The following is a 20,632-nucleotide window of genomic DNA, read 5'->3' as shown; positions in this document are numbered from 1 at the left end:
AGTAAAATTATTTAAAACGGATGCGGACAATTAATATGTATTTTTTCACCGCTTGTTGGGTGCTCAAAATATAAATCGCTGGCATGTAATTGTAAGCGCCCTGACATGTGTTCACTTTGCTCACTTTTATATAAATCACAGCCTAAAATAGGATGACCTATAAACTGGCTGTGTATTCTCAATTGATGGGTACGTCCAGTAACAGGCGTAAATTGCACTAAGGTTCTGCACGGGTGCTTTAGTCTCTCAAGCACTTTATATTCACTTATTGCTGTTTTACCTGTTGCTTGGCAAATTTTAACTCGCGGAAAGAGCAGCCTATCTTTTGCTATTGGCGCAGTTATTTGTCCCTCACTAACAGCCAAGCTACCCTCTAGCATCGCTACATAACGCTTTTGAATAGTGCGTGCCTGAAACTGTTTATTAAGATGCTTTGATGCTTCGGCGTTTAATCCAACAATCATAATGCCCGATGTACCCAAATCTAAACGATGCGGTAACTTAGCCTCAGAAAAAGCGGCTGTTAACCCTTTTTGGCCATTCACTAAACGATAATGCACTGAATCCCAATTAAGCGGATTTTTGCCCGACAAACTCAATAACCCACTGGGTTTATTGATCAGTAAAATATCGTCATCTTGATATAATATTTCAATAAACCCAGCGCATTTAGGCGCTACAAAATCATCAACAATAATATGTGGTTCTGAAGGTGTATCTAATATTGGGCTAGTCATTAAATTAATCAACACCTTTAGAGTGAAGCGCTTTCAAAGCTAAAACATGCTCACGTAAATCGTCTGCTACTACTTTGTCAGCTGCAATCGGGCCACCTACTGCAACCGACACCAAAGACCATTTTAATCGCGGTAATTGCCACTTAACTTTACGGCTAAACATACTCCCCCACAAGCCCCCTAAATGCACAGGGACAACGGGCACAGGAGAGCGTGCAATAATACGCTCTATTCCACGACGGAAAATATCGATTGAGCCGTCACTAGTCAGCTTCCCTTCGGGGAAAATACCAACAAGCTCGCCTTTTTCAAGCGCAGAAGCCACTTCATCAAACGCTTTTTTAAACGCCTCTGGGTTCGTTTTTTCACTATCAATGGGAATAGCTTTAGCCATTTTAAATAACCAATGTAGAGCTGGCGAATAATAAATAGGCGCAAATACCATAAACCGAATAGGCCTTGGTGACGCTGCCAAAATAAACATCCAATCAACAAAACTGACGTGGTTGCACACAATAACAGCGGCACCTTCCTTGGGAATGTTAGCTTCGCCTTTTGTTCTTACGCGGTACATACAAATGGCCAAAATATAAATAACAAAGCGTAAAAAGAATTCAGGTACTTTGGTATAAATATAAACAGAAATAAGTAAATTTAGCCCCGCAAGTAACAGCAATAGCTCTGAAATACTCCACTGAAAAACAGACAACGTGACAATACTTAAAACAGCACTGCCCACCATAAACAAGGCATTTAATACATTGTTAGCCGCTATAACTCGTGATCGACTCGCTTCTTCAGTCCGTTGTTGAATAAGCGCATATAGCGGTACAGTGTAAAAACCGGCGCCAATGCCTATGCCTGCCATCCATATGAAATGCCACACCATATCGCCTGTTTTTAATACCTGTGCGAGCATTAATAATTCAGTATGTTGAGGTGTATAGGTACTGATAGCGGGCTCTTGGCTCAGTAAATATAAAAACAAGGTAATTAAAATAGCACCAAAGGGCACAATGCCTAGCTCAATACGAGAGCGAGATAACTTTTCACACAGTAATGAACCAATAGCAATACTCAATGAAAATACAACCAGTGCACTGGTTACCACTAATTCATCGCCGCCCATTACGTGTTTTACATAATTTGGTAGGGACGTTAAAATGATGGCGCCAATTAACCAAAACCAACTGATCCCAAGCACTGACTTACCAACCGATTCTGTTTGCGAATTAAGTGCTGTAAATACGTTTTTTGTGGATGAAAATATATTATAGGTAAATTTTAAGTTCGGCTCGTTCGCCTCACTAACGGGTATAAAACGACTGCTTACATAACCCATAACAGCCAGCACTAATACCGCAATACTTATAGCCGTAGGACCTAGCGATTGAGTAATGTAGTAGGTGCCAAAAATTGTACCGATCAGTATTGCTACGAACGTGCCCGACTCAACCAAGGCATTCGCTTTTGTTAATTCGCTAGGTGCAACGTGCTGAGGTAAAATAGAGTATTTTAATGGCCCAAAAAACGTACTTTGCACACCCATTAAAAATACTGTGGCTAACATAAGCCACACGTATTGCGTTAAAATTGAGACAGCACCTACAATCATAATAGGAATTTCAAACAACTTTACGATTCTAATGAGCTTAGACTTTTCTGTTTTTTCTGCGAGCTGTCCTGCCATCCCTGAAAATAAAAAGAAAGGTAGAATAAATAGCCCCGCAGCAATATTAGAATAAAGTGCGCCATCTGCAAGCGTTGCAGCCTGAAATATCAATAGAATAAGCACTGATTGCTTATACACGTTATCGTTTATTGCTGAGAAAAACTGCGTAATAAAAAGCGGTAAAAAACGCTTACTACCCAGTAATGTACCTTGGTAGGGTTGATTATCTTTCATTGTATTCCTTACTAATTAGAGACATAGCCCCAAAATATATTATACCAATTCGTTTAATTAAATGATCTATTTTTAGGGCGGAAAAACGTGTTGATAGCTAGGCAAAAATTCGCTATTTAGTTGTTCTAAATGAGAACTTGTTAACGCAGGTAGCGACACGTTTAGCCCCGCAAAATGATTAAGTATTATTGCGGATTGGTATTAGACTGCTTCTAAGCTTACCTTAAAAACAAAAAGCCTACATAAGTTAATCATGTAGGCTTTTACAATATGTTTTCAAATAGTGACTTTAAGTTAGTCTTGAGTAACAGCGCGTCTGCCACTAAAGGCATGCATCAGCGTTCTACCATCAACCAAATCAAGCTCGCCCCCCACAGGAATACCGTGAGCAATACGCGAGGCATCTACTTTATATTTATGACAAAGCTGCGCAATATAATGAGCAGTAGTTTCACCTTCAACGGTAGGGTTAGTCGCTAAAATGACCTCATTAATACCGCCTTGAGCAAGTTTTTGCTCTAAAACGTCTAAGCCAATTTCTTTAGGGCCGATACCGTCAATTGGCGATAAATGACCCATTAAAACAAAATATAGCCCTAAGTACTGACCCGTTTGCTCAATAGCAAGCACGTCAGTAGGCGATTCAACAACACATAATATGCCGCTGTCTTGGCGCTTTGTACTTAAACAAATATCACATTGCGTTTGTTCGCAAAAGGTGCGACAAGACTGACAATGCCCTATGGCGGTCATTGCTTTAGTCAATGCATTGCCCAGCTGAGTGCCTCCCTTTCGGTCGCGCTCTAATAAATGAAAGGCAATACGTTGCGCTGACTTTGGACCAATACCCGGTTGACAGCGCAGTGCTTCTATAAGCTGATTTAAACTATCTGAAAGTTGCATTATTTACTTAAAACGGCATTTTCATACCTGGTGGTAATTGCATACCGCCAGTTACTTTACCCATACGCTCTTGTGTTTCTTCTGCAACACGGCGAACAGCATCGTTACATGCTGCTGCAAGTAAGTCTTCAATCATGTCTTTGTCGTCTTCCATAAGGCTTTCATCAAGCTGAACACGACGTACATTGTGGTTACCAAGCATGGTTACTTTAACTAAACCGGCACCGGCTTCGCCAACAACTTCTAATGTTGCGATTTCGTCTTGGGCTTTTTGCATGCGATCTTGCATTTGCTGCGCTTGCTTCATCATGTTGCCCATTCCACCTTTAAACATAACTTTCTCTCTTTCTTTTAATACATTAATTAACATGAACATAAGGGCGATTGTAAGTAATTACAATGCCTGAATACTGTTTTCGTCAATTTCGGCGCTAAATACTTGCTGAAATTGTACTATGTTTTCATCCGATGTGATCACATCGATTGCTTGTTGATGACGACCTGCATCAATTTTTTGCTGAATAAGATAAGGAGAGTCAATAACTCCCTTAGCAAAATTAATACTTAACGACACGTTATGCTCATAAATACTCGACAATGCGGCATCTAATCTTTGGCGAAGCATCGGTGTATCTAAATGCTTTTGTGATTCATCAACGTCTATATGTAAACTGTTGCCTTGCTTGGTAAATATTGAATGCAATGCAAATTGGCGCATACGACCACCCAGTCCCATACGTTTAATTAAATAAGCCCATTCATCTTGTTGATGTGCAAATCTAATTTCACTAATTGGGCTTTGAAAATCATCAGGGGCAGGAATACTTACTTCCTCTGGCACTATTTCAGGCGCTTTTTGAGGGTTTATTTGCTCAAGTAATTCTGGCGCAAGATTTTCAGTAATTGTTTGGTGCTTTGCTTTAAAATCTATTTTTTCAGGTTTGTCAAAACCTTGATTATTAGCCGGTGTTTGGCTCCCCGTTACTGGGAGCGGTGGCTTTTTTTCACTTTCACCTACTGTATCAGTAGCCCAAGGCGGGTTGTCTGACTGTGTAGGTACTGACTTATGGTTTTGTGATACAGCGCTATTTGGCCGCTCAGCTGACTGAGCCACTGTATTTTCATTTTTTGGCACTTCACCGACATTATGAGTACGGCTAGTAACAGTACTGTTAGATACGTTTGATGAACTAGCCTTTGCCGTATTTAAGTTTGTCCCAGAAAGCTTTCCTGAGCCTGATATATTACGATCACGCAATATGCGCGCAATAGCGGATTGCGCTTTTGCCTCGCGTTCAACTATCGAAGCATTTTCATCATGTTGTTGCTGGTTTTGCAAGTCTGATTGCGGGTCAAAACTATTTTTTTCAATACTTGTTGAGTGTTCCGGCAAATGATTTTGCTGATTAGCACTTATATCTTTTTGTGGATTAAACCCCTGATCAACAGCGCTACTCATCACATCATCAAACTGCGCGGCCAATGTTTGCTCTACATCACTGTGTTGCATGTAAGCTTCATCTTCACTTTGACGCTGTGTTTGAGCATCCGAAACAACATTGGTTTGCGGTAGCTCATTAGCTGAAGCCTGTTGCTTTGAAGCGTTTTCACTTTGTTGAACTGGTTGAACTACTGCAACTTGGGCTGGCTCATTATTACTTTGCACGACGTCATTATTTGATGTCTGAGCGGCAGCATTAGGTAAAGGCTCTATCTCAACGGTTCTAGGCTGTTCTGTATTGCTAACTGGCTTAGTATTATTTACTGGAGCACTGCTTTGGCTAGCTACGGTGTCTTGCGATGTTTTGTTTTTATTTAATATATCTCGCAGTGCATTTGCTCGGCCTTGTTTATTTTGGACGGGCTCTTCGTTGGCTGTGTGTACAACTTGTTGGGCATCTGTAGGCTTAAATGCTAATAATCTTAGCATAAGCATTTCAAAACCTAATCGAGGCTCTGGTGCCCATTGTAAATCTTTTTTACCGTTTAAAAGTAACTGGTAATAAATTTGTATTTGTTGCGGACTCGTATGCTGTGCAACGTGCGTTATGTAATCAGCGTTCGTCTCATCAAGCCCTGCTGCCTGTGGTACTAATTGAGTTAGTTGAGTTAAATGTGTTAACGCAATTAAATCATCAAGTAAGGCAATATAGTTTGGGTTTCTGCTCGCAACGTGTGCTATTTCGCTCATTAAAGCTGTGCCATCTTGGGCAAGTAGTGCAGCTAATAGGCTTTGGCTATAATGTGTATCCATCAAACCAAGCATTGTTTGTACTGCTTGATTATTAATATCACCATTTGTTTGTGCTATAGCTTGATCGGTTAAGCTCAGTGCGTCACGCATACTGCCGTCAGCGGCTTTTGCAATAATACTAAGTGCATCATTGTCATAGCTGAGCTGTTCTTGAGTAAGTACGTGCTCAAGCTGTGCTTTAATTTCACTTTGCGACAAGGCATTTAAGTTAAATTGTAAACAACGAGATAAAATAGTAACTGGTAACTTTTGCGGATCGGTGGTCGCTAATAAAAATTTCACATGCTCTGGTGGTTCTTCAAGCGTTTTTAAAAGCGCATTAAAACTGTGCTTTGAGAGCATGTGAACTTCATCGATTAGATATACTTTATAACGTCCACGCGTTGGCGCATATTGAACGTTATCGAGTATTTCGCGGGTGTCCTCTACTTTAGTTCGAGAAGCCGCATCTATTTCGAGTAAGTCAATATAGCGTCCAGCTTCTATATCTAAACAGCTGCTACATTGACCACACGGATTTGCAGATATACCTTCGTCGCAATTTAAGCTTTTAGCAAAAATACGCGCAATGGTCGTTTTACCCACACCGCGGGTTCCAGTGAATAAATAAGCGTGATGCAGTCTATTTTGTGTAAGCGCATTTACAAGCGCTTGCTTAACATGAGACTGCCCAACCAATTCATGAAAGGTTTGAGGACGCCATTTTCTCGCTAGAACCTGATAACTCATCGATTACTCGCCTTCGAATTCAACCAATTTTAGGATTTTAATACCCATTTTCTTGATGCGCTGCTCGCCACCTAGTTCTGGTAATGACACAACAAATGCTGCATCTGTAGCTTCGCCACCTAGTTTATGAACTAATTTAGCGGTGGCTTCAATTGTACCGCCAGTAGCTAATAAATCATCCACTAACAATACTTTATCGCCAGGTACAATTGCATCTACATGCAGCTCTAATGTATCTTCACCGTATTCTAGCAAGTAATCTTGACGAATAACTTCGCGTGGCAACTTACCTGGTTTACGTACTGGAATAAAGGGAATGCCTAACGCGTAAGATAACGGCGCACCAAAAATAAAGCCACGCGATTCTGTGCCAATTATTTTAGTAAAACCTTGATCTTTATATTCAGCGATAAAAGCGTCAATTGTGGCTTTAAAGGCTTCTGGATTTGCCATTAAAGTAGTTACATCGCGAAACATAATGCCCGCTTTTGGATAATCAGCAATTGTAGTGATGCTGTTTTTGATAATTGCTGGTGTTACTTGAGTCATAATTTTAACTGCTCAATTATTTATATTACAAAGCAGGTGATTATAACCTTAACTGACCTTTAAATGCGAGTTTGACGTTATTATAGTTTAAGCGGGGTAATTAAAAATAAAGAGGTTCAAGGCTGAAGTAAACAACAGCCTTAATAAACGCTATGCATTTTAGGTTAAGCTAGTGATCCAACCTAAAATTGCATTTAAACAACCAATTCCTGCAAATATAGCTAAAAATGCAAGAAAGTAAGTAGCGTTGAACGGATCTTTAAAGTCTTTATCATCTGACATTGGTACAACCTTTTATTAAGCACGGCAAATAAGGCTGTCATAATAGACGATGTAAAATTATCAATAAAGACCTTAATCTTGATTTTTTGTCACAATGACACCGCGTTCAACCATTGCATCAAGGGTAACCAACGCACCTTGAGCAATTTGCTCTGCATTAAATTGTGGAGCGTGAGCTAATACCTGTTGGCAAACGTTGTCAAATGTCGCACCTTCACTTACCTCTATGATTGACAATAGCAAAGCTGTCATCGCATTTGTTGCTAAAAACTGCACATCATCATTTTCGTCTCTATATACAACAAAGTAATTAGGCTGAGTTGATGGCTCTTTAGGTATAAACTCTGTGCTGATATTTTGAACCGGAAATTGATAACTTAAATTTCTTGCAGCGTTAGATAAATACAAAGCAGAACTAGTGAGTGCTGTTGTTTGTAATTTTTGCGCTTGCTCATCTTCATGTGCAATCGATACATCTAGCTCTACCCATTCGTAATGAGCAAGCTCTAGCATAAACACGGGGTCGTGTTTTTTCATTTTATAATCACTTGATAAGTAATTAATAAACTCCCCTGCTATATCTAAAAAGTACGGCGAATGACAATCATATTCGCTAAAGAACTGACGTACGAGGGAATGCCATTGTTTGTCTGTGTATAAGGTTTTTAACACCGGAAAACCTGATGATACAAAACCTTCAATATTATTAAAAAATAGATCGCGATAAATGGCCATACGTCTATCTTCAATACCGCTGGGCCGTTTATTTTTTTTAGGCTCGCGAATATGCGCCATAAATTCGTTTTGTATTTCAATAAAGCTCATCACTAGGCACTCTTTTAATGTTTATAAAGGCTTATATTAAGCTCGTTGTTTTGAAACACTTGAATTAAGGTATTTAGCTTGCAGCCCATGAATTATATCCAACTCTTTGGTTAGCACATTCATAGTAGGGATATTAAAGTCACGCTCAAGCAAAGTTGGAAACACACCATGTACTTCGTACGCCTTATCAAGTAGCTTCCACACAGGATCAATGACATCTGCGCCATGTGTATCAACTATTAAGTCATCAGCCTCATTGTAGTGCCCTGCAACGTGTCCATAAGCAATACGCTCAGAAGGTAACCCTGTTAAAAATGCTTGCGCGTTATAGCCATGATTTATCGAATTAACGTAAATGTTATTCACATCGAGTAAAAGCTTACAGTCAGCTTGCTCTAAAATAGTATTCGTAAATTCAAGCTCTGATAATTGCTGCCCAGGAGCACCATAATAAGAAACATTTTCTATCGCAATTTGTTGCTCAAGTATATCTTGAACTTGCTTAATACGTGGTACAACGTGTGCTATCGCATCTTGAGTAAACGGAATTGGCATTAAGTCATACATATGGCCCGCGCCAGAGCAGTAACTTAAGTGCTCACTAAAAAATTTTATATTGTGTTCTTTAAAAAAAACTTTTAAAGATTTAACAAATTCAACATCCAGTGGCTCGGGCGAGCCGATAGAAAGTGACAATCCATGGCACACAAAATTATTTGCATCTGTTAATGTTTTAAACTGTTTCTTAAAGCGCCCACCTAATTTTAGCCAATTCTCTGGTGCAACTTCTAAAAAATCTACTTGATTAGGTACGTGTTCAAGCAGTTCATTAAGCATTTCTCGTCGGAGGCCAAGACCAACCATTCCGAAATCTATACTTTTAGTTTGTGTCATAACTACCTCTAACTTAACAAAAAAGGGCCTTAAGGCCCTTTTAGCATACCTTATTTAAAATAAGATATTAACGGCCACCACATTTACCTTCGCCGCACTTACCTTCTTTTTTACCTTTTGCGTCGCCGCCACATTTACCTTCGCCGCACTTGCCTTCTTTTTTACCTTTTGCATCGCCGCCACATTTACCTTCGCCGCACTTGCCTTCTTTTTTACCTTTGGCATCGCCGCCACATTTGCCTTCGCCGCACTTGCCTTCTTTTTTGCCTTTAGCATCGCCGCCACATTTGCCTTCGCCGCACTTGCCTTCTTTTTTACCTTTGGCATCGCCGCCACATTTACCTTCACCACATTTACCTTCAGCAGCATCTAGTTGATAACCTGTCACTAACTGTTGAAACTCAAATGGGTTAGCTTGTACATCAGCAGATACAAAACTTGCAGAGCCAACAACTACTGCACCTAAAGTTAACGCGATTGTATTTTTTCTAACTGTATTCATTTTATGACTCTCTTTAATCAAGGATTGTAAATCTCAGCAATATAAATGTATTTTTAAATTGCTTGTATGCTTAAGTAGACCCGCACAAAAATAAAAACTTTCAATTATTTTCATAATATTTGCTTTTGCACTTACTTCATTAAATATGGTCGGTAATTACAGATTTATCAATGTAAGATTTACAGGTAAACTATGCGTCCTGTTTTTCTCAGAAATAATCACCTTATGAAACTTGTTTTAGCGCCTATGGAAGGTGTTGTCGATTTTAAAATGCGTCAATTACTCACCGACATCGGTGGGTTCGATTTATGCGTTACCGAGTTTGTAAGAGTGGTTGAAACATGCTTACCTGACAAAGTTTTTCATCGATTTTGCCCTGAACTACATAATAATGGATTTACACGAGCAGGTACTCCTGTGCGTGTTCAATTACTCGGTCAAGAAGCGAACCCTTTAGCAGAAAATGCGATTAGAGCTATAGCATTAGGTTCTCACGGTGTTGATCTTAATTTTGGCTGTCCAGCAAAAACGGTTAACCGTAGTCGAGGCGGGGCTGTGCTGCTTAAAGATCCTGACCACATGTATACGATTATTAAAGCAGTCCGAGACGCTGTAGATGATCAGCATGAAGTTAGTGCAAAAATCCGCTTAGGATTTGATGATGATAGTAACAGCCAAGAAATTGTAGATGCGGTTGTCAGTGCTGGAGCAAATAGCATTGCAATACATGCTCGCACCAAACGTGATGGCTATAATCCGCCTGCTTATTGGGAAAAAATTCCACCAATAATAAAAGATAAAAATATTGCCGTTGTTGCCAATGGTGAAATTTGGCAAGTAGAAGACGCAATGCTTTGCCAAAAACGAAGTGGATGTACTAATTTAATGCTTGGTCGTGGCGCCCTTTCGCACCCTGATTTAGCAAAAAAAATTAAAGCTCATGTAAATAATGAACAATATGATGGACTTGAGTGGGAGCATATTATTTATCACTTAATCCACTCTGCTATCCATCAAGACCCTGCAAAGGATGAAAAATATTTTGCGTCACGTACTAAACAATGGCTTGGTTACCTAAAACGCCAATACCCACAAGCTATCGATTTATTTGATGAAATCAGACGTTTAAAAAGTAAAGAAGATGTGGCAAGCGTATTAAATAAATACGCCAAAGCACCGCAACTTGATTCAAATCATAACAGCTAACTTAAAGCCTATAGATAATATCAGTATAACGTAAAGCCAATTTAATAAGGTTGTACTGATAATGCATCATCAACAAAGACTGAACGATGAAATAGCGCAAGTTAAATTAAATATATTAACTATGCTTTCTAAATCAGCCTACCCTGCACATCACCATTTAATACAAATTTTAGATAATAAAGCCAACAATGAATGGTTAGACTGTGCGGCAGAAAAGTTAGGTCCGGAGTATGCTATTTTAATTAGTCGCATGACTGAATTAGAAGCTGCCGTTAGCCAAATAGAGATTGGCCAATATGGTTACTGTTGTGACTGCGAAGAAAAAATATCAGCAAAGTTACTTGAGCAAGACCCTGCAACTCAACGATGTATAAAGTGCGCACCATAAGCGCACTTTCACATCATTACATCATTTGCTTTATAAAACTAAATGATTGCCCAGGGTAGAGAATTATATCTTCAACTAAATACTGAGCCTCTTCTGGACTCATTTTTAGGCGCTTTACAAGGTTCACCTTTGCTTGAGGCAAAGTCCACGCATGATAGTGAATACCTATATCTGATTCCATCATCGCAAGCATCAATGTTTTATCTTTATCAGACATGTCCATATTGCTCGCCATTGCAGGTAAGTCTTGATAGTTAGCCTGCCAATCCAAGCCTTCTATTAATTTTTCATCAGATAAATACTTAACTAAAAACGATTTCTGGTGAGAAGTTGGCTGTTTACTGTCGAATGCAACACGATCTAATACTTTTATTTTTTCATTTAAAAGAGTAACCCATTCTAATGGTGAATGTACTTCGCCACTAAAGTAATTAAGTTTGCTCTGATACCACTGGGTTCCATTTGGCAGGCCTCTTAGACCAACACTCCCCCTGGGCCTGTAACTAGCTAAATAATCGCTAAAAGCTCTTATATGGCTCTTAAGCGCTGGTTGAACGTCGTTAGTGCCTATCGCACTCAATACATAACTTTGTAACAATGCAAGTTCAACTTTATTCAGTTTTAAATTGCTTTGTTTAGCACTGTCTAACGTTTCTTGGGTTAACTTAAGCCAGGTAATAACATTATCCGGTGTGTTTTTTGTGCCTTCAAAAGCAAGCATGTTCTTTAATACATCTACTTGAGCCGGCCAATTAAAATAGCGCTCAGGAAAACGCTCTGCAATAACCAAGTAATTTACTTGCGCTATTTGATTGAGATTAAGCTCCATGCCCATTAAGTTCTGATAAATAGTATGGCGTTTAGCTAAATATGCATCAGAAAAGACCAATTGCTCTTTAGTAATTTTATCTGTTTTATTAGCGCCTGATAGTACAAGCGCCATGTTTAAAGTTTTTAAACCGACTTGTGCATCTTCAAATGACTCGTAAGGTTGAGGCTGCTTTGAACATGCGACTAAAAATAGACACAGTAGTAATGAAAAAGAGAGCTTTTTATACATAGTAATTCCAATAAAAAAAGCCCCAGAGGGGCTTTTTAAAAGTTGCTTTAGCTAATAAAAATTAAATTTTAACACCGTTGCGAGCGGCTTTATCTTTAATGTATGTAGCCCAACCCTTTGCAAACTTGCGAGTGCGTGGGTCATCCATGGCTTTAGTAATAGCAGCATGAGCTTGCTTGTACTTGCCTTGGTAATAATATGCTTCAGCTAAATCTGAGTAAATAGTGCCCTTTTTATCAGAGCCTAGCTCTAATGCTTTGTTCAAACGAACAACAGCAGCACTAAATTTTTCAGACTGTAAAAGTAATGAACCTGCTTTGCGGTAAAGCTCAGCGTCTTCATCAAATTTAGCAGCTTCTTCATAATACTTAGCAGCTTTAACGAGATCTTTAGAACGATGGTAATTACTAGCAATCGCGCTAACGTTTTGCTTAGTACGTTTAACATTCTTTTCTTTAATAGCCTTCTCAAGCGTAACAGCCGCTTTAAAAGGAATTTCATTTAAAGAATAGAAGTTAGACAATACTTTGTAATCGACTTCAGCTTCAAAAAAACCTTGGTTGAATGCTACTTCCATGGTCGAAAGACCTTTTTTGTAGTTTTCAGTTTGTAGGTAATATTTACCTAAACTAACCCAAGCTTTTTTATCATCAGGCCAAACACGAACAATTTCTTCACCAACTTTGACCATATTATTATAGTCTTTAAGCTCGAAATAAGAGCCTAACTTTAATTGGTAAGGAGCTTTGTTCGGCTCCTTTTGAAGCGAAATTGCTTTGTCTGCTGGACCGAAAACATCACGAAATTGTTTCAACTCGTAGTTAGCTTGCGCAATACGTGTGTAAACTTTCGGATCTTCATCGCCCGTAAAATCAATCCATGCTAAATATGCTTTTTTAGCTTCTTGATACTTTTGAGTACCAATAAGTAAATCGCCTAATAACTTAAGGGATTGTTCCTGATCAGCAAAGTTTAAAACATCTGGCGCAACCGCCTGCTTAGTATATTTAATCGCTTCATCATACTTTTCTACCTGCGCGTACATGCTACCTAAGTAACGATTTACAGTCGCCTTATCAAAGTCATTAGATGGATCAATATCTTTTAGCAGAACAATTGCTTCTTCAACTTTTTCTTCACCGTACAAATCAAACGCTTTAATTACCTTTTTACCAGTACGCTCGCCCATGATTTTAGTTTTTGCTTTCTTACGCTCTTCAATCTTTGCGTAGTCTGGCGCCGCTAAAACAGATGCTGTTAATGTAGCACCTGACACAGACATAAGAATCGCAAGAGCAGTTACTTTAGAAAAATTTCTCATTACTCGCCTCCTTAATTGCCTTGGTTAAGTTTAAAGTCTAATTGAACTTGTAAACCCGGTTGTATTTGAGGTTTTCCGTCAATGATCTTAGGACGGTACTTCCACTTACGCAATGCGCGCTTAGCTTCACGGTCAAAGATACGTTTTGGATCGGCGTCAATTACTTCAACGTCAGTCACTCCACCTAACTCATCAATTGTGAACGAAAGTTGAACCCAACCTTCTTTACCATCACGTGCAGCTTGCGTTGGATATTTTGGTTCTATACGAACGATAGGTGTCGCATCACCATCACGTCCAAATGCACCAGGACCACTTAGTCCACCTGCCGAACTACCAACATCAATGCTTCCCATATTAAATGACATAGCACCAGGTGTTGGACTGTTATTTTCCGGCTGTGGCGGCTGCGGTTTAGGCGGCTGCTTTGGTGGCGGAGGAGGCGGAGGCGGTACACGCTTCCTCTCCTGCACCTTAGATTCAGGCGGATTCGTCATTATTTCGACTATGATCTGCTCTTTTTGTTCCGTATTACGGTCAGCCCCACCAGAGATGAGGAAAGCCATGAAGTAGAACAAGCCGAAAGTAACTGCCCCACCTGCAATCAGTGAAAACAGAAAACGAATCATTACTGATCTCCAGCTATTGAAATTCTCAGGTTATCACCCGTCGCTTTAATCTGGTCCATAACTTTAACCACTACGCCATGTTTTGCTTCTTTATCAGCTTGCAAAATCACAACTTCAGTAGGTTGTTCTGCTAATAAACTTTCGATTTTTGCTGAAATACGTTCAACATCAACCTGCTGTTTATCAATCCAGATTTCGCCGTTACTACGGATAGCAATAAAAATGTTAGCATTTTTTTGCTTAGTAGCTTGGGCAGCTTTTGGTTTATTGACCTCGATACCAGCCTCTTTAACGAACGATGTAGTTACGATAAAGAAAATAAGCATGATAAATACGATGTCAAGCATTGGCGTCATATCAACCGCTGCTTCTTCTTCTTCACGAAAACGTTGTTTACGTGCCATATTTAATTCTCTCTCTAGTGATGAGGCATACTATCAATAAGTTTGGCTTTCACCATTTTAGCTTTTGTCTCAAGACGTGAGCTAAAAAATACTCCAGATAGTGCCGCAACCATTCCAGCCATTGTCGGGATTGTTGCCATTGAAATACCTGATGCCATTAATCTTGCGTTACCTGTACCCTGGTTGGCCATGGTTTCGAAAACCGAGATCATACCAGTAACAGTACCAAGTAAGCCTATTAAAGGACAAACAGCTACTAATGTCTTAATCAACAACATACGCTGATCTAATTTTTCAGACGCTTCAGAAATCCATGCTTCACGGATTCTGTGTGCGTACCAAGACGTAGTGTCTTGGCGGGCATCCCACTTTGCTACAATTTCTTTCGCTGTGCGAGGAAACTCTGCAAGTAAGAACCAATAGCGCTCAATCATTAAAACCCACATCAGAAAGAGTGCTATCGCGACCACGTATAAAACCTGGCCGCCTGTGCCAACAAAATCCCTGATAGATTCCCATATCTCCATCAGGACTAGCATTAGGCTTTCTCCTTCTCCGCGTGAGTAGCAACGATACCCGCGCTTTGCTCATCAAGGATGTGTAATACCGACTTACTACGACCAGCTACTAGAGCATGAAGTAGAATTAGTGGTAATGCAGCAATTAGACCTAGCGCTGTAGTTACAAGTGCTAGAGAGATGTTACCTGCCATGATCTTCGGATCACCCGTACCGAACAATGTGATTGTTTGGAACGTTAAGATCATACCGATTACAGTACCTAGTAGACCTAGTAATGGTGCGATTGCAGCAAGAATCTTGATTATATTGATACCAGCTTCGATGCGTGGCGTTTCACGTAGAATCGCTTCATCAAGTTTAAGCTCAAGGTTTTCAACATCTTGGTTCTTGTTGTCATGGTACACTTTGAGAATACGACCCAGTGGGTTATTTGTATTCGGTGTAGCAACATTTTTAAGTTGGCTCTTAATCTTACTAGTAGTAAGCGTAAGGTCAACAAAGCGAATTAGAGTAATTAGCATACCTAGGCCTAGTAAGGCTGTGATGATATAACCAACTACGCCACCTTGATGGAAGTATTCCATAAGGGTCGCTTTTTGAGTATTAATACGTAAGATAGCACCACGAGTCGGGTCAATATAAACACCAGCGTAGTTATCTGGAGATGTATTTTCAAGCGCTGTGATACCGTCTAAAATGTAACCATCTGGTTGCTTACCTAGAGGCTGGATAGACTTAGTCTCTGGTGAATAAATTAAGTAACCATCGTCTGTAACTAAGTTAAAGTTACCGATACGCGTTACTTTCTTCATTGACGGGTTACCATCAAGGCCAGCAACTTCAGTTTCGAATGTTGAAACTTTAGCTGATTCAGTCATTTCTGTTTGTAGTGAAATCCAAAGTTCTTCTAATTCACGAACAGTTGGAAGTTCTTTAGCAGCAGCTAATGAACGTAATATTTCAGCACGACCTGGCTTTTCAGCACTAACAAGTGATGCTTCGATCGAACCGATAGCGTCTTGAGCTGCACGACGTACAACACCAAACATTTCACCTAAAGTACCTTGTGCGCTTTGAAGAGCTTGCTCTTTCTCTGCTAAAGTATTTTCATTTTGTGCATATTGCTTAGCTAAACTAACGCCACGTGCTTTTTCAGAAGCAAGTTGGCTTTTAGCTTTGTTAAGTAATGATTGCTTGTCAGCACGTTCAGATAAGAACTCTTGCTCACGTTGCTTATTAATTTTACCTTCAGAGATACGCTCTTGCTTTACTTGCTCAAGGATTTTATCTAGAGCTCCAGTATTTGCATGTGCATTAAGCGCGGTACCTGCAGAAACAGTTAGTACTGCTGCAACAGCAAAACCTTTAAATAGTTTCTTCATTATTGATTACTCCGCGCCAAAGATAGGTAGTTTAACAAGTTCTAATGTCGCTTGCTTACGCGCCATACGAATAACTTCTTTAACAGGTTTTAGGTATTCTTCACCTAATTCTTTCCACTGTTTAGTGTTGTTATCCCACACCCAAGCATGTTTCAAGTCAAAAGATTGAGCAACGTAAGTTATACGACCTAATTGACCGATATCAACGTTAATGCTCTTACCATCAACTTCTAATGTACCTTGTGAAGCAGATACAAGTGAACTGTATGCTGTTTCAATAGTGTAAGCTTCAAGTACTTGACGGAATTTTTCAGACGTCGTTACAGACGCAGAAACCATGATTTCACGTAGTCTTTCAACACGTCCTAAACGCGTTTCAAGATTAAATGGAACGTCCGCTTTGATGAATTGCTCAAGCGTATCGATCATGCGATACATCAAAGGCACAACGTTTTGTTTAGTGTTATCAATAGTAGCGATTTGACGATCAAACGATTCAATAGACGCATTTTGGCTATCAACCAAGCGTGATACATGATCGTTATACACTTTCATAAGTTCAGTCTCATCAACGATGCTACGGTACTCAGCGATTAGCTCTTGAGTTTGACCATATACATTGTCAATTTTAGTTTGAGACTTAACAGCAGCCTTTTGAATTTGTTGACCTGCTTTTTGCACGTCATTCAAAGGATCTGCAATCACATTGCTGCTTGCAAATGCAAATGCGCCAACCAACGCAGTTGCTACAAGACTCTTTCTGATTTTAACAGACATAGTTCCCAACCAATTAAGTAATGTTACTTTTATAATTTAATTATCAACCCATAAGGAAGACAACCCTGATATCTTTTAATAGATATCAACCTTCCAATAATGCTAAATGCAATAAGCGCTGTCAACTTGATGTTTGCTTATCTCAGTAAATAAATAGCCAGTTCAAAGCTTACACTAAAGAACTGCATACCAAATGTTAACAATATTGTAACCAGTCTTATTCTTAATATTTCTATCAAAGCCTTTTAAGGGGTATGTTTATTGGGTGTCGCCCTTATAAAAACAACAAAAATGCAACATTCAATTGAAAATGAATTCGCCCTGAAAAAAAACAAAAAAAAATATACTTATTTCTTATATAAGTTTTTTTTTGGCCAACTTCATGCCTTTTTAACTGGTTTTAAACGCTTCATCTGAAAAAACAAACCGTTTATCGCACAAGAAAACATCACAAAATGCCTTTATATTGAATTAATATTCACTTCGAATATCGTATATTGATATTTCCATTACCCAATATTAATGGAGAGTAAAGTGGTTGGTTACGAACCAAATGATGCACAGTGTGCAATTAGTTATTAATTTATTACTCTCAGAAGTTGTCCAAATATTTGAATTTATCTTTTGCTGGGCATGTATTAGAGATGGCTAATTTTAGGAACAAGCTTTCAATGAAATACCATACTCCAATCTGAGCAGCTTGAAGTTGTTACTACAATCAACGTTAGTCACCTATCTTGAATATGATCTATTTAATTCAATTACAATTTTTATGGTAGGCTCTGTGAAAACTATATCATTTCACCTCGTTACATAGCTCGCTACTATGCTTTAAAGGTAGTCTTATAATAACTAAAAGCAGTTGAAGTTTAATTTTTTAATTTTAATACCGTAGCTCAATCACACACAGCAATGCTTACTGTAGTGCCGTTATGCTAATAAAGGCGATAACAATGCATAAATGCCAAATACATTTTATTCAAAGGGTCTTGCTAGAGGTAATTGACTCTTTGCTGTATGCTTAGATAAGGGCTGAAAGTAGCAAATGAAGCTTTACTTGTTCGATTTATGATAAAAGTCTGCTTAGAAATGGGGTCAATTTAACGCCAAGAAAATTGCATAATAGCAATTCGCTTAATTAAGTGATCTATTCTGATATAAGAAAATCGTGTCGACAAAAAGAATAAACTTCAAATAGGTTAAATGGTTATTTTATTCGTTGAATTGATAAAGTGCTTATGTAGATCGATATGACTATAAGGAATGTAAGGCTTTAGCCGCTAACGAGAGCATTAGATAAAAAATCGTGTCGCAAAAAAATCTCTAAGAATAAAATTTAGCTCAGAAAAATAATAAACTTTAATAGCAAAAAGATAATCCTGTCATTTAATACACGTGGTATTTAATACACGTGGTATTTCGCTTGACGACTTGATCAACCAAATGCTCAAAGAATATTGCTAATTGAACAATAAAGATGCATTTAGCAAATGTCAGCGCTTTAAAATTAATTAATTTAAGTATGAGTGTAATAATTGATAGCTTTATAGGAGATAGTGAGGAAGATTTAATAGTATTAACAAAGGAATTATGGTGAAACAGATAACTGTTTCACCACGTTGAACGAAGGTTCACATAATAAATTATGCTGCTTCTACGTTCTCAGCTTCAGGGCCTTTTTGACCTTGCTTGATGCTGAATGTCACTGCTTGACCTTCGCTAAGAGTGCGAAAACCAGAACCAGTGATTGCGCTGAAATGTACAAACACGTCAGGACCATTTTCTTGTTCAATGAAACCAAAGCCTTTAGCTTCGTTGAAAAACTTTACTTTACCAGTAACCGACATACTAAATTTTCCTGTAAGTCAATAATTAAAATTCAGCCATATTATTATGGCAATATCCTCCCCGAGTCAATGCCCACAAAATGGAGGTATAGTACAGGAAGAAGTAATAACCTAACCGGTAACCTTAAACGCAGCACAATATCCGTAAATTCAATACGCAAAAACTCAAAGCAAGTTAAGATTAACACATTATTTTTTATTTCGCTCTATTAATTAGACATTATTTATTAAAAATATATTTTTTTATTAAATAATGTCTAAACGGCTAATTTTAATACAAAAAAATACTATTGGGTTACTCTTTTTAGAATCAGTCGCGTATTTTAAATGCGAAATATTTGATCAAAACAAAAATTGTACAATGATCAGCGCAAGTAAAAATCACATAATAATTTATAAAGTTTAAGCTGATTTACTGAATGATTAACTCACTTCCCATTCAATCATGTCTTCGGCTTTAATGGGAACAACTTGCGAATCACCTAGCGAATAGCTAGCGGGAACTCTCCAAGGATTTCTTTGTAGTGTTATTGTATCTTGATTACGCATAACACCATAAAAATCAGGACCAAAGTGACTAGCAAAACCTTCTAATTTATCCAGTGCACCAGCTTCTTCAAATGCCTCGGCGTATAATTCAATCGCAGCATGAGCTGTGTATGCCCCAGCACAACCGCAAGCAGCTTCTTTTTTGTCTTTATAATGCGGAGCCGAATCAGTTCCTAAAAAGAATTTTTTATTGCCACTTATTGCTGCAGCCATTAATGCTTGTTGGTGTGTATTACGTTTTAATATTGGTAAACAGTAATAATGGGGACGTATCCCCCCTGCTAACATATGATTACGATTATAAAGTAAATGATGAGCTGTAATAGTAGCCGCTACATTATCCGGTGCATTTACTACGAACTCTACCGCATCTTTCGTTGTAATATGCTCTAGTACAATTTTAAGTTCAGGGAAATCGCTAACAACATCACCTAAAATTGTATCTAAAAATACCTTTTCTCGATCAAAAATATCTATCGACGAATCAGTAACTTCACCGTGAACCAATAAAAGCATCCCCACTTCTTGCATTGCTTTTAGTACTGAGTAAATATTTTTAACGGAAGTCACACCGGAGTCAGAATTTGTTGTAGCGCCTGCTGGGTAAAGTTTAGCCGCAACTATTTTACCTGTTTCTTTAGCTTTTTTAATTTCTTCAGGTGTTGTTTTATCAGTAAGATACAAAACCATTAATGGCTCAAAATCACCTTGAGGACCTGCCGCCATAATACGTGCACGGTATTCAAGTGCTGTATCAGTACATGTTGCCGGAGGAACCAAGTTAGGCATAATAATCGCACGACCCATATAACGACTAATATCGCGAACGGTATCTTTTAGCTGATCGCCATCACGTAAGTGTACATGCCAGTCATCTGGTCGAGTTATAGTGAGTGTTGTGATTGCATCTTTAGTTTTACTAATCATTTTTTTATTCCACGGCTGAATTTATCCGATCATAGGCATA

Annotated in this window: 21 protein-coding genes; 2 read left to right on the top strand and 19 right to left on the bottom strand. The window is 38.7% G+C overall.

Annotation, left to right across the window (positions count from 1 at the left end; genetic code table 11):
- Nucleotides 1–11: 11 nt before the first annotated feature.
- From NRL14_RS09780 to NRL14_RS09735, 10 genes are all read right to left on the bottom strand, one after another.
- Nucleotides 12–737: an RluA family pseudouridine synthase gene (locus NRL14_RS09780; RefSeq protein WP_306724537.1), complete on the bottom strand. Its 726-nt coding sequence runs from the start codon at nucleotides 735–737 to the stop codon at nucleotides 12–14.
- Nucleotides 738–741: 4 nt separating this feature from the next.
- Complete coding sequence (locus NRL14_RS09775; protein WP_306724536.1) at nucleotides 742–2,643, bottom strand: MFS transporter; 1,902 nt, start codon at nucleotides 2,641–2,643, stop codon at nucleotides 742–744.
- Nucleotides 2,644–2,937: 294 nt separating this feature from the next.
- The gene (recR, locus tag NRL14_RS09770; protein ID WP_007375859.1) at nucleotides 2,938–3,546 is read right to left on the bottom strand and encodes a recombination mediator RecR; all 609 of its coding nucleotides are present in this window, start codon (nucleotides 3,544–3,546) and stop codon (nucleotides 2,938–2,940) included.
- A 7-nt stretch (nucleotides 3,547–3,553) separates the two neighbouring features.
- Nucleotides 3,554–3,880: a YbaB/EbfC family nucleoid-associated protein gene (locus NRL14_RS09765; RefSeq protein ID WP_002962306.1), complete on the bottom strand. Its 327-nt coding sequence runs from the start codon at nucleotides 3,878–3,880 to the stop codon at nucleotides 3,554–3,556.
- Nucleotides 3,881–3,940: 60 nt separating this feature from the next.
- The gene (dnaX, locus tag NRL14_RS09760) at nucleotides 3,941–6,529 is read right to left on the bottom strand and encodes a DNA polymerase III subunit gamma/tau (RefSeq protein ID WP_033037750.1); all 2,589 of its coding nucleotides are present in this window, start codon (nucleotides 6,527–6,529) and stop codon (nucleotides 3,941–3,943) included.
- 3 nt (nucleotides 6,530–6,532) lie between these two features.
- Entirely contained in the window at nucleotides 6,533–7,078 is a 546-nt protein-coding gene (apt, locus tag NRL14_RS09755) for an adenine phosphoribosyltransferase (RefSeq protein WP_007375861.1), read from the bottom strand.
- A gap of 159 nt (nucleotides 7,079–7,237) precedes the next feature.
- Complete coding sequence (locus NRL14_RS09750) at nucleotides 7,238–7,360, bottom strand: hypothetical protein (protein WP_007375862.1); 123 nt, start codon at nucleotides 7,358–7,360, stop codon at nucleotides 7,238–7,240.
- A gap of 72 nt (nucleotides 7,361–7,432) precedes the next feature.
- Nucleotides 7,433–8,185, bottom strand: a complete 753-nt coding sequence (locus tag NRL14_RS09745; protein ID WP_306724563.1) for a DUF2063 domain-containing protein — start codon at nucleotides 8,183–8,185, stop codon at nucleotides 7,433–7,435.
- Nucleotides 8,186–8,221: 36 nt separating this feature from the next.
- Complete coding sequence (locus NRL14_RS09740; RefSeq protein WP_373462529.1) at nucleotides 8,222–9,049, bottom strand: DUF692 domain-containing protein; 828 nt, start codon at nucleotides 9,047–9,049, stop codon at nucleotides 8,222–8,224.
- A 97-nt stretch (nucleotides 9,050–9,146) separates the two neighbouring features.
- Nucleotides 9,147–9,581 (bottom strand): hypothetical protein, encoded by a 435-nt coding sequence (locus NRL14_RS09735; protein ID WP_007375865.1) that lies wholly within the window; start codon nucleotides 9,579–9,581, stop codon nucleotides 9,147–9,149.
- Between the two features lie 225 nt (nucleotides 9,582–9,806).
- Here NRL14_RS09735 and NRL14_RS09730 point away from each other — a divergent pair, with 225 nt between their 5' ends.
- A complete protein-coding gene (locus NRL14_RS09730; protein ID WP_149605643.1) occupies nucleotides 9,807–10,787 on the top strand; it encodes a tRNA-dihydrouridine synthase in 981 nt (326 codons plus the stop codon).
- A 61-nt stretch (nucleotides 10,788–10,848) separates the two neighbouring features.
- Nucleotides 10,849–11,175 carry a TraR/DksA C4-type zinc finger protein gene (locus NRL14_RS09725; RefSeq protein ID WP_306724535.1) on the top strand — a complete coding sequence of 109 codons (327 nt, stop codon included), beginning with the start codon at nucleotides 10,849–10,851 and terminating at the stop codon, nucleotides 11,173–11,175.
- A 16-nt stretch (nucleotides 11,176–11,191) separates the two neighbouring features.
- Here NRL14_RS09725 and NRL14_RS09720 read toward each other — a convergent pair whose 3' ends face one another.
- The 9 genes from NRL14_RS09720 to pyrC form a co-directional block, all read right to left on the bottom strand.
- Entirely contained in the window at nucleotides 11,192–12,235 is a 1,044-nt protein-coding gene (locus NRL14_RS09720; RefSeq protein WP_007375868.1) for a hypothetical protein, read from the bottom strand.
- A gap of 61 nt (nucleotides 12,236–12,296) precedes the next feature.
- Entirely contained in the window at nucleotides 12,297–13,556 is a 1,260-nt protein-coding gene (locus tag NRL14_RS09715) for a tetratricopeptide repeat protein (protein WP_007375869.1), read from the bottom strand.
- Between the two features lie 11 nt (nucleotides 13,557–13,567).
- Nucleotides 13,568–14,185 (bottom strand): energy transducer TonB, encoded by a 618-nt coding sequence (locus NRL14_RS09710; protein WP_033016273.1) that lies wholly within the window; start codon nucleotides 14,183–14,185, stop codon nucleotides 13,568–13,570.
- A complete protein-coding gene (locus tag NRL14_RS09705) occupies nucleotides 14,185–14,589 on the bottom strand; it encodes a biopolymer transporter ExbD (protein WP_002961710.1) in 405 nt (134 codons plus the stop codon). Before NRL14_RS09705 ends, NRL14_RS09710 begins: the two co-directional genes overlap by 1 nt.
- A gap of 14 nt (nucleotides 14,590–14,603) precedes the next feature.
- Complete coding sequence (locus NRL14_RS09700; protein WP_002961709.1) at nucleotides 14,604–15,128, bottom strand: MotA/TolQ/ExbB proton channel family protein; 525 nt, start codon at nucleotides 15,126–15,128, stop codon at nucleotides 14,604–14,606.
- Nucleotides 15,128–16,492, bottom strand: coding sequence for a MotA/TolQ/ExbB proton channel family protein (locus NRL14_RS09695; protein ID WP_033037762.1), 1,365 nt, complete (start codon nucleotides 16,490–16,492; stop codon nucleotides 15,128–15,130). Before NRL14_RS09695 ends, NRL14_RS09700 begins: the two co-directional genes overlap by 1 nt.
- A 6-nt stretch (nucleotides 16,493–16,498) precedes the next feature.
- On the bottom strand, nucleotides 16,499–17,269 hold the full coding sequence (locus NRL14_RS09690) for a DUF3450 domain-containing protein (protein ID WP_033016274.1): 771 nt from the start codon (nucleotides 17,267–17,269) through the stop codon (nucleotides 16,499–16,501).
- A 1,643-nt stretch (nucleotides 17,270–18,912) separates the two neighbouring features.
- Nucleotides 18,913–19,116: a cold-shock protein gene (locus NRL14_RS09685; RefSeq protein ID WP_002961702.1), complete on the bottom strand. Its 204-nt coding sequence runs from the start codon at nucleotides 19,114–19,116 to the stop codon at nucleotides 18,913–18,915.
- 423 nt (nucleotides 19,117–19,539) lie between these two features.
- The gene (gene pyrC / locus NRL14_RS09680; RefSeq protein WP_306724533.1) at nucleotides 19,540–20,592 is read right to left on the bottom strand and encodes a dihydroorotase; all 1,053 of its coding nucleotides are present in this window, start codon (nucleotides 20,590–20,592) and stop codon (nucleotides 19,540–19,542) included.
- Nucleotides 20,593–20,632 lie beyond the last annotated feature (40 nt).

It is taken from the genome of Pseudoalteromonas sp. 20-92, assembly GCF_030847595.1.
Lineage (GTDB): Bacteria > Pseudomonadota > Gammaproteobacteria > Enterobacterales > Alteromonadaceae > Pseudoalteromonas > Pseudoalteromonas fuliginea.
This window is presented reverse-complemented; position numbering and strand designations above follow the sequence as displayed.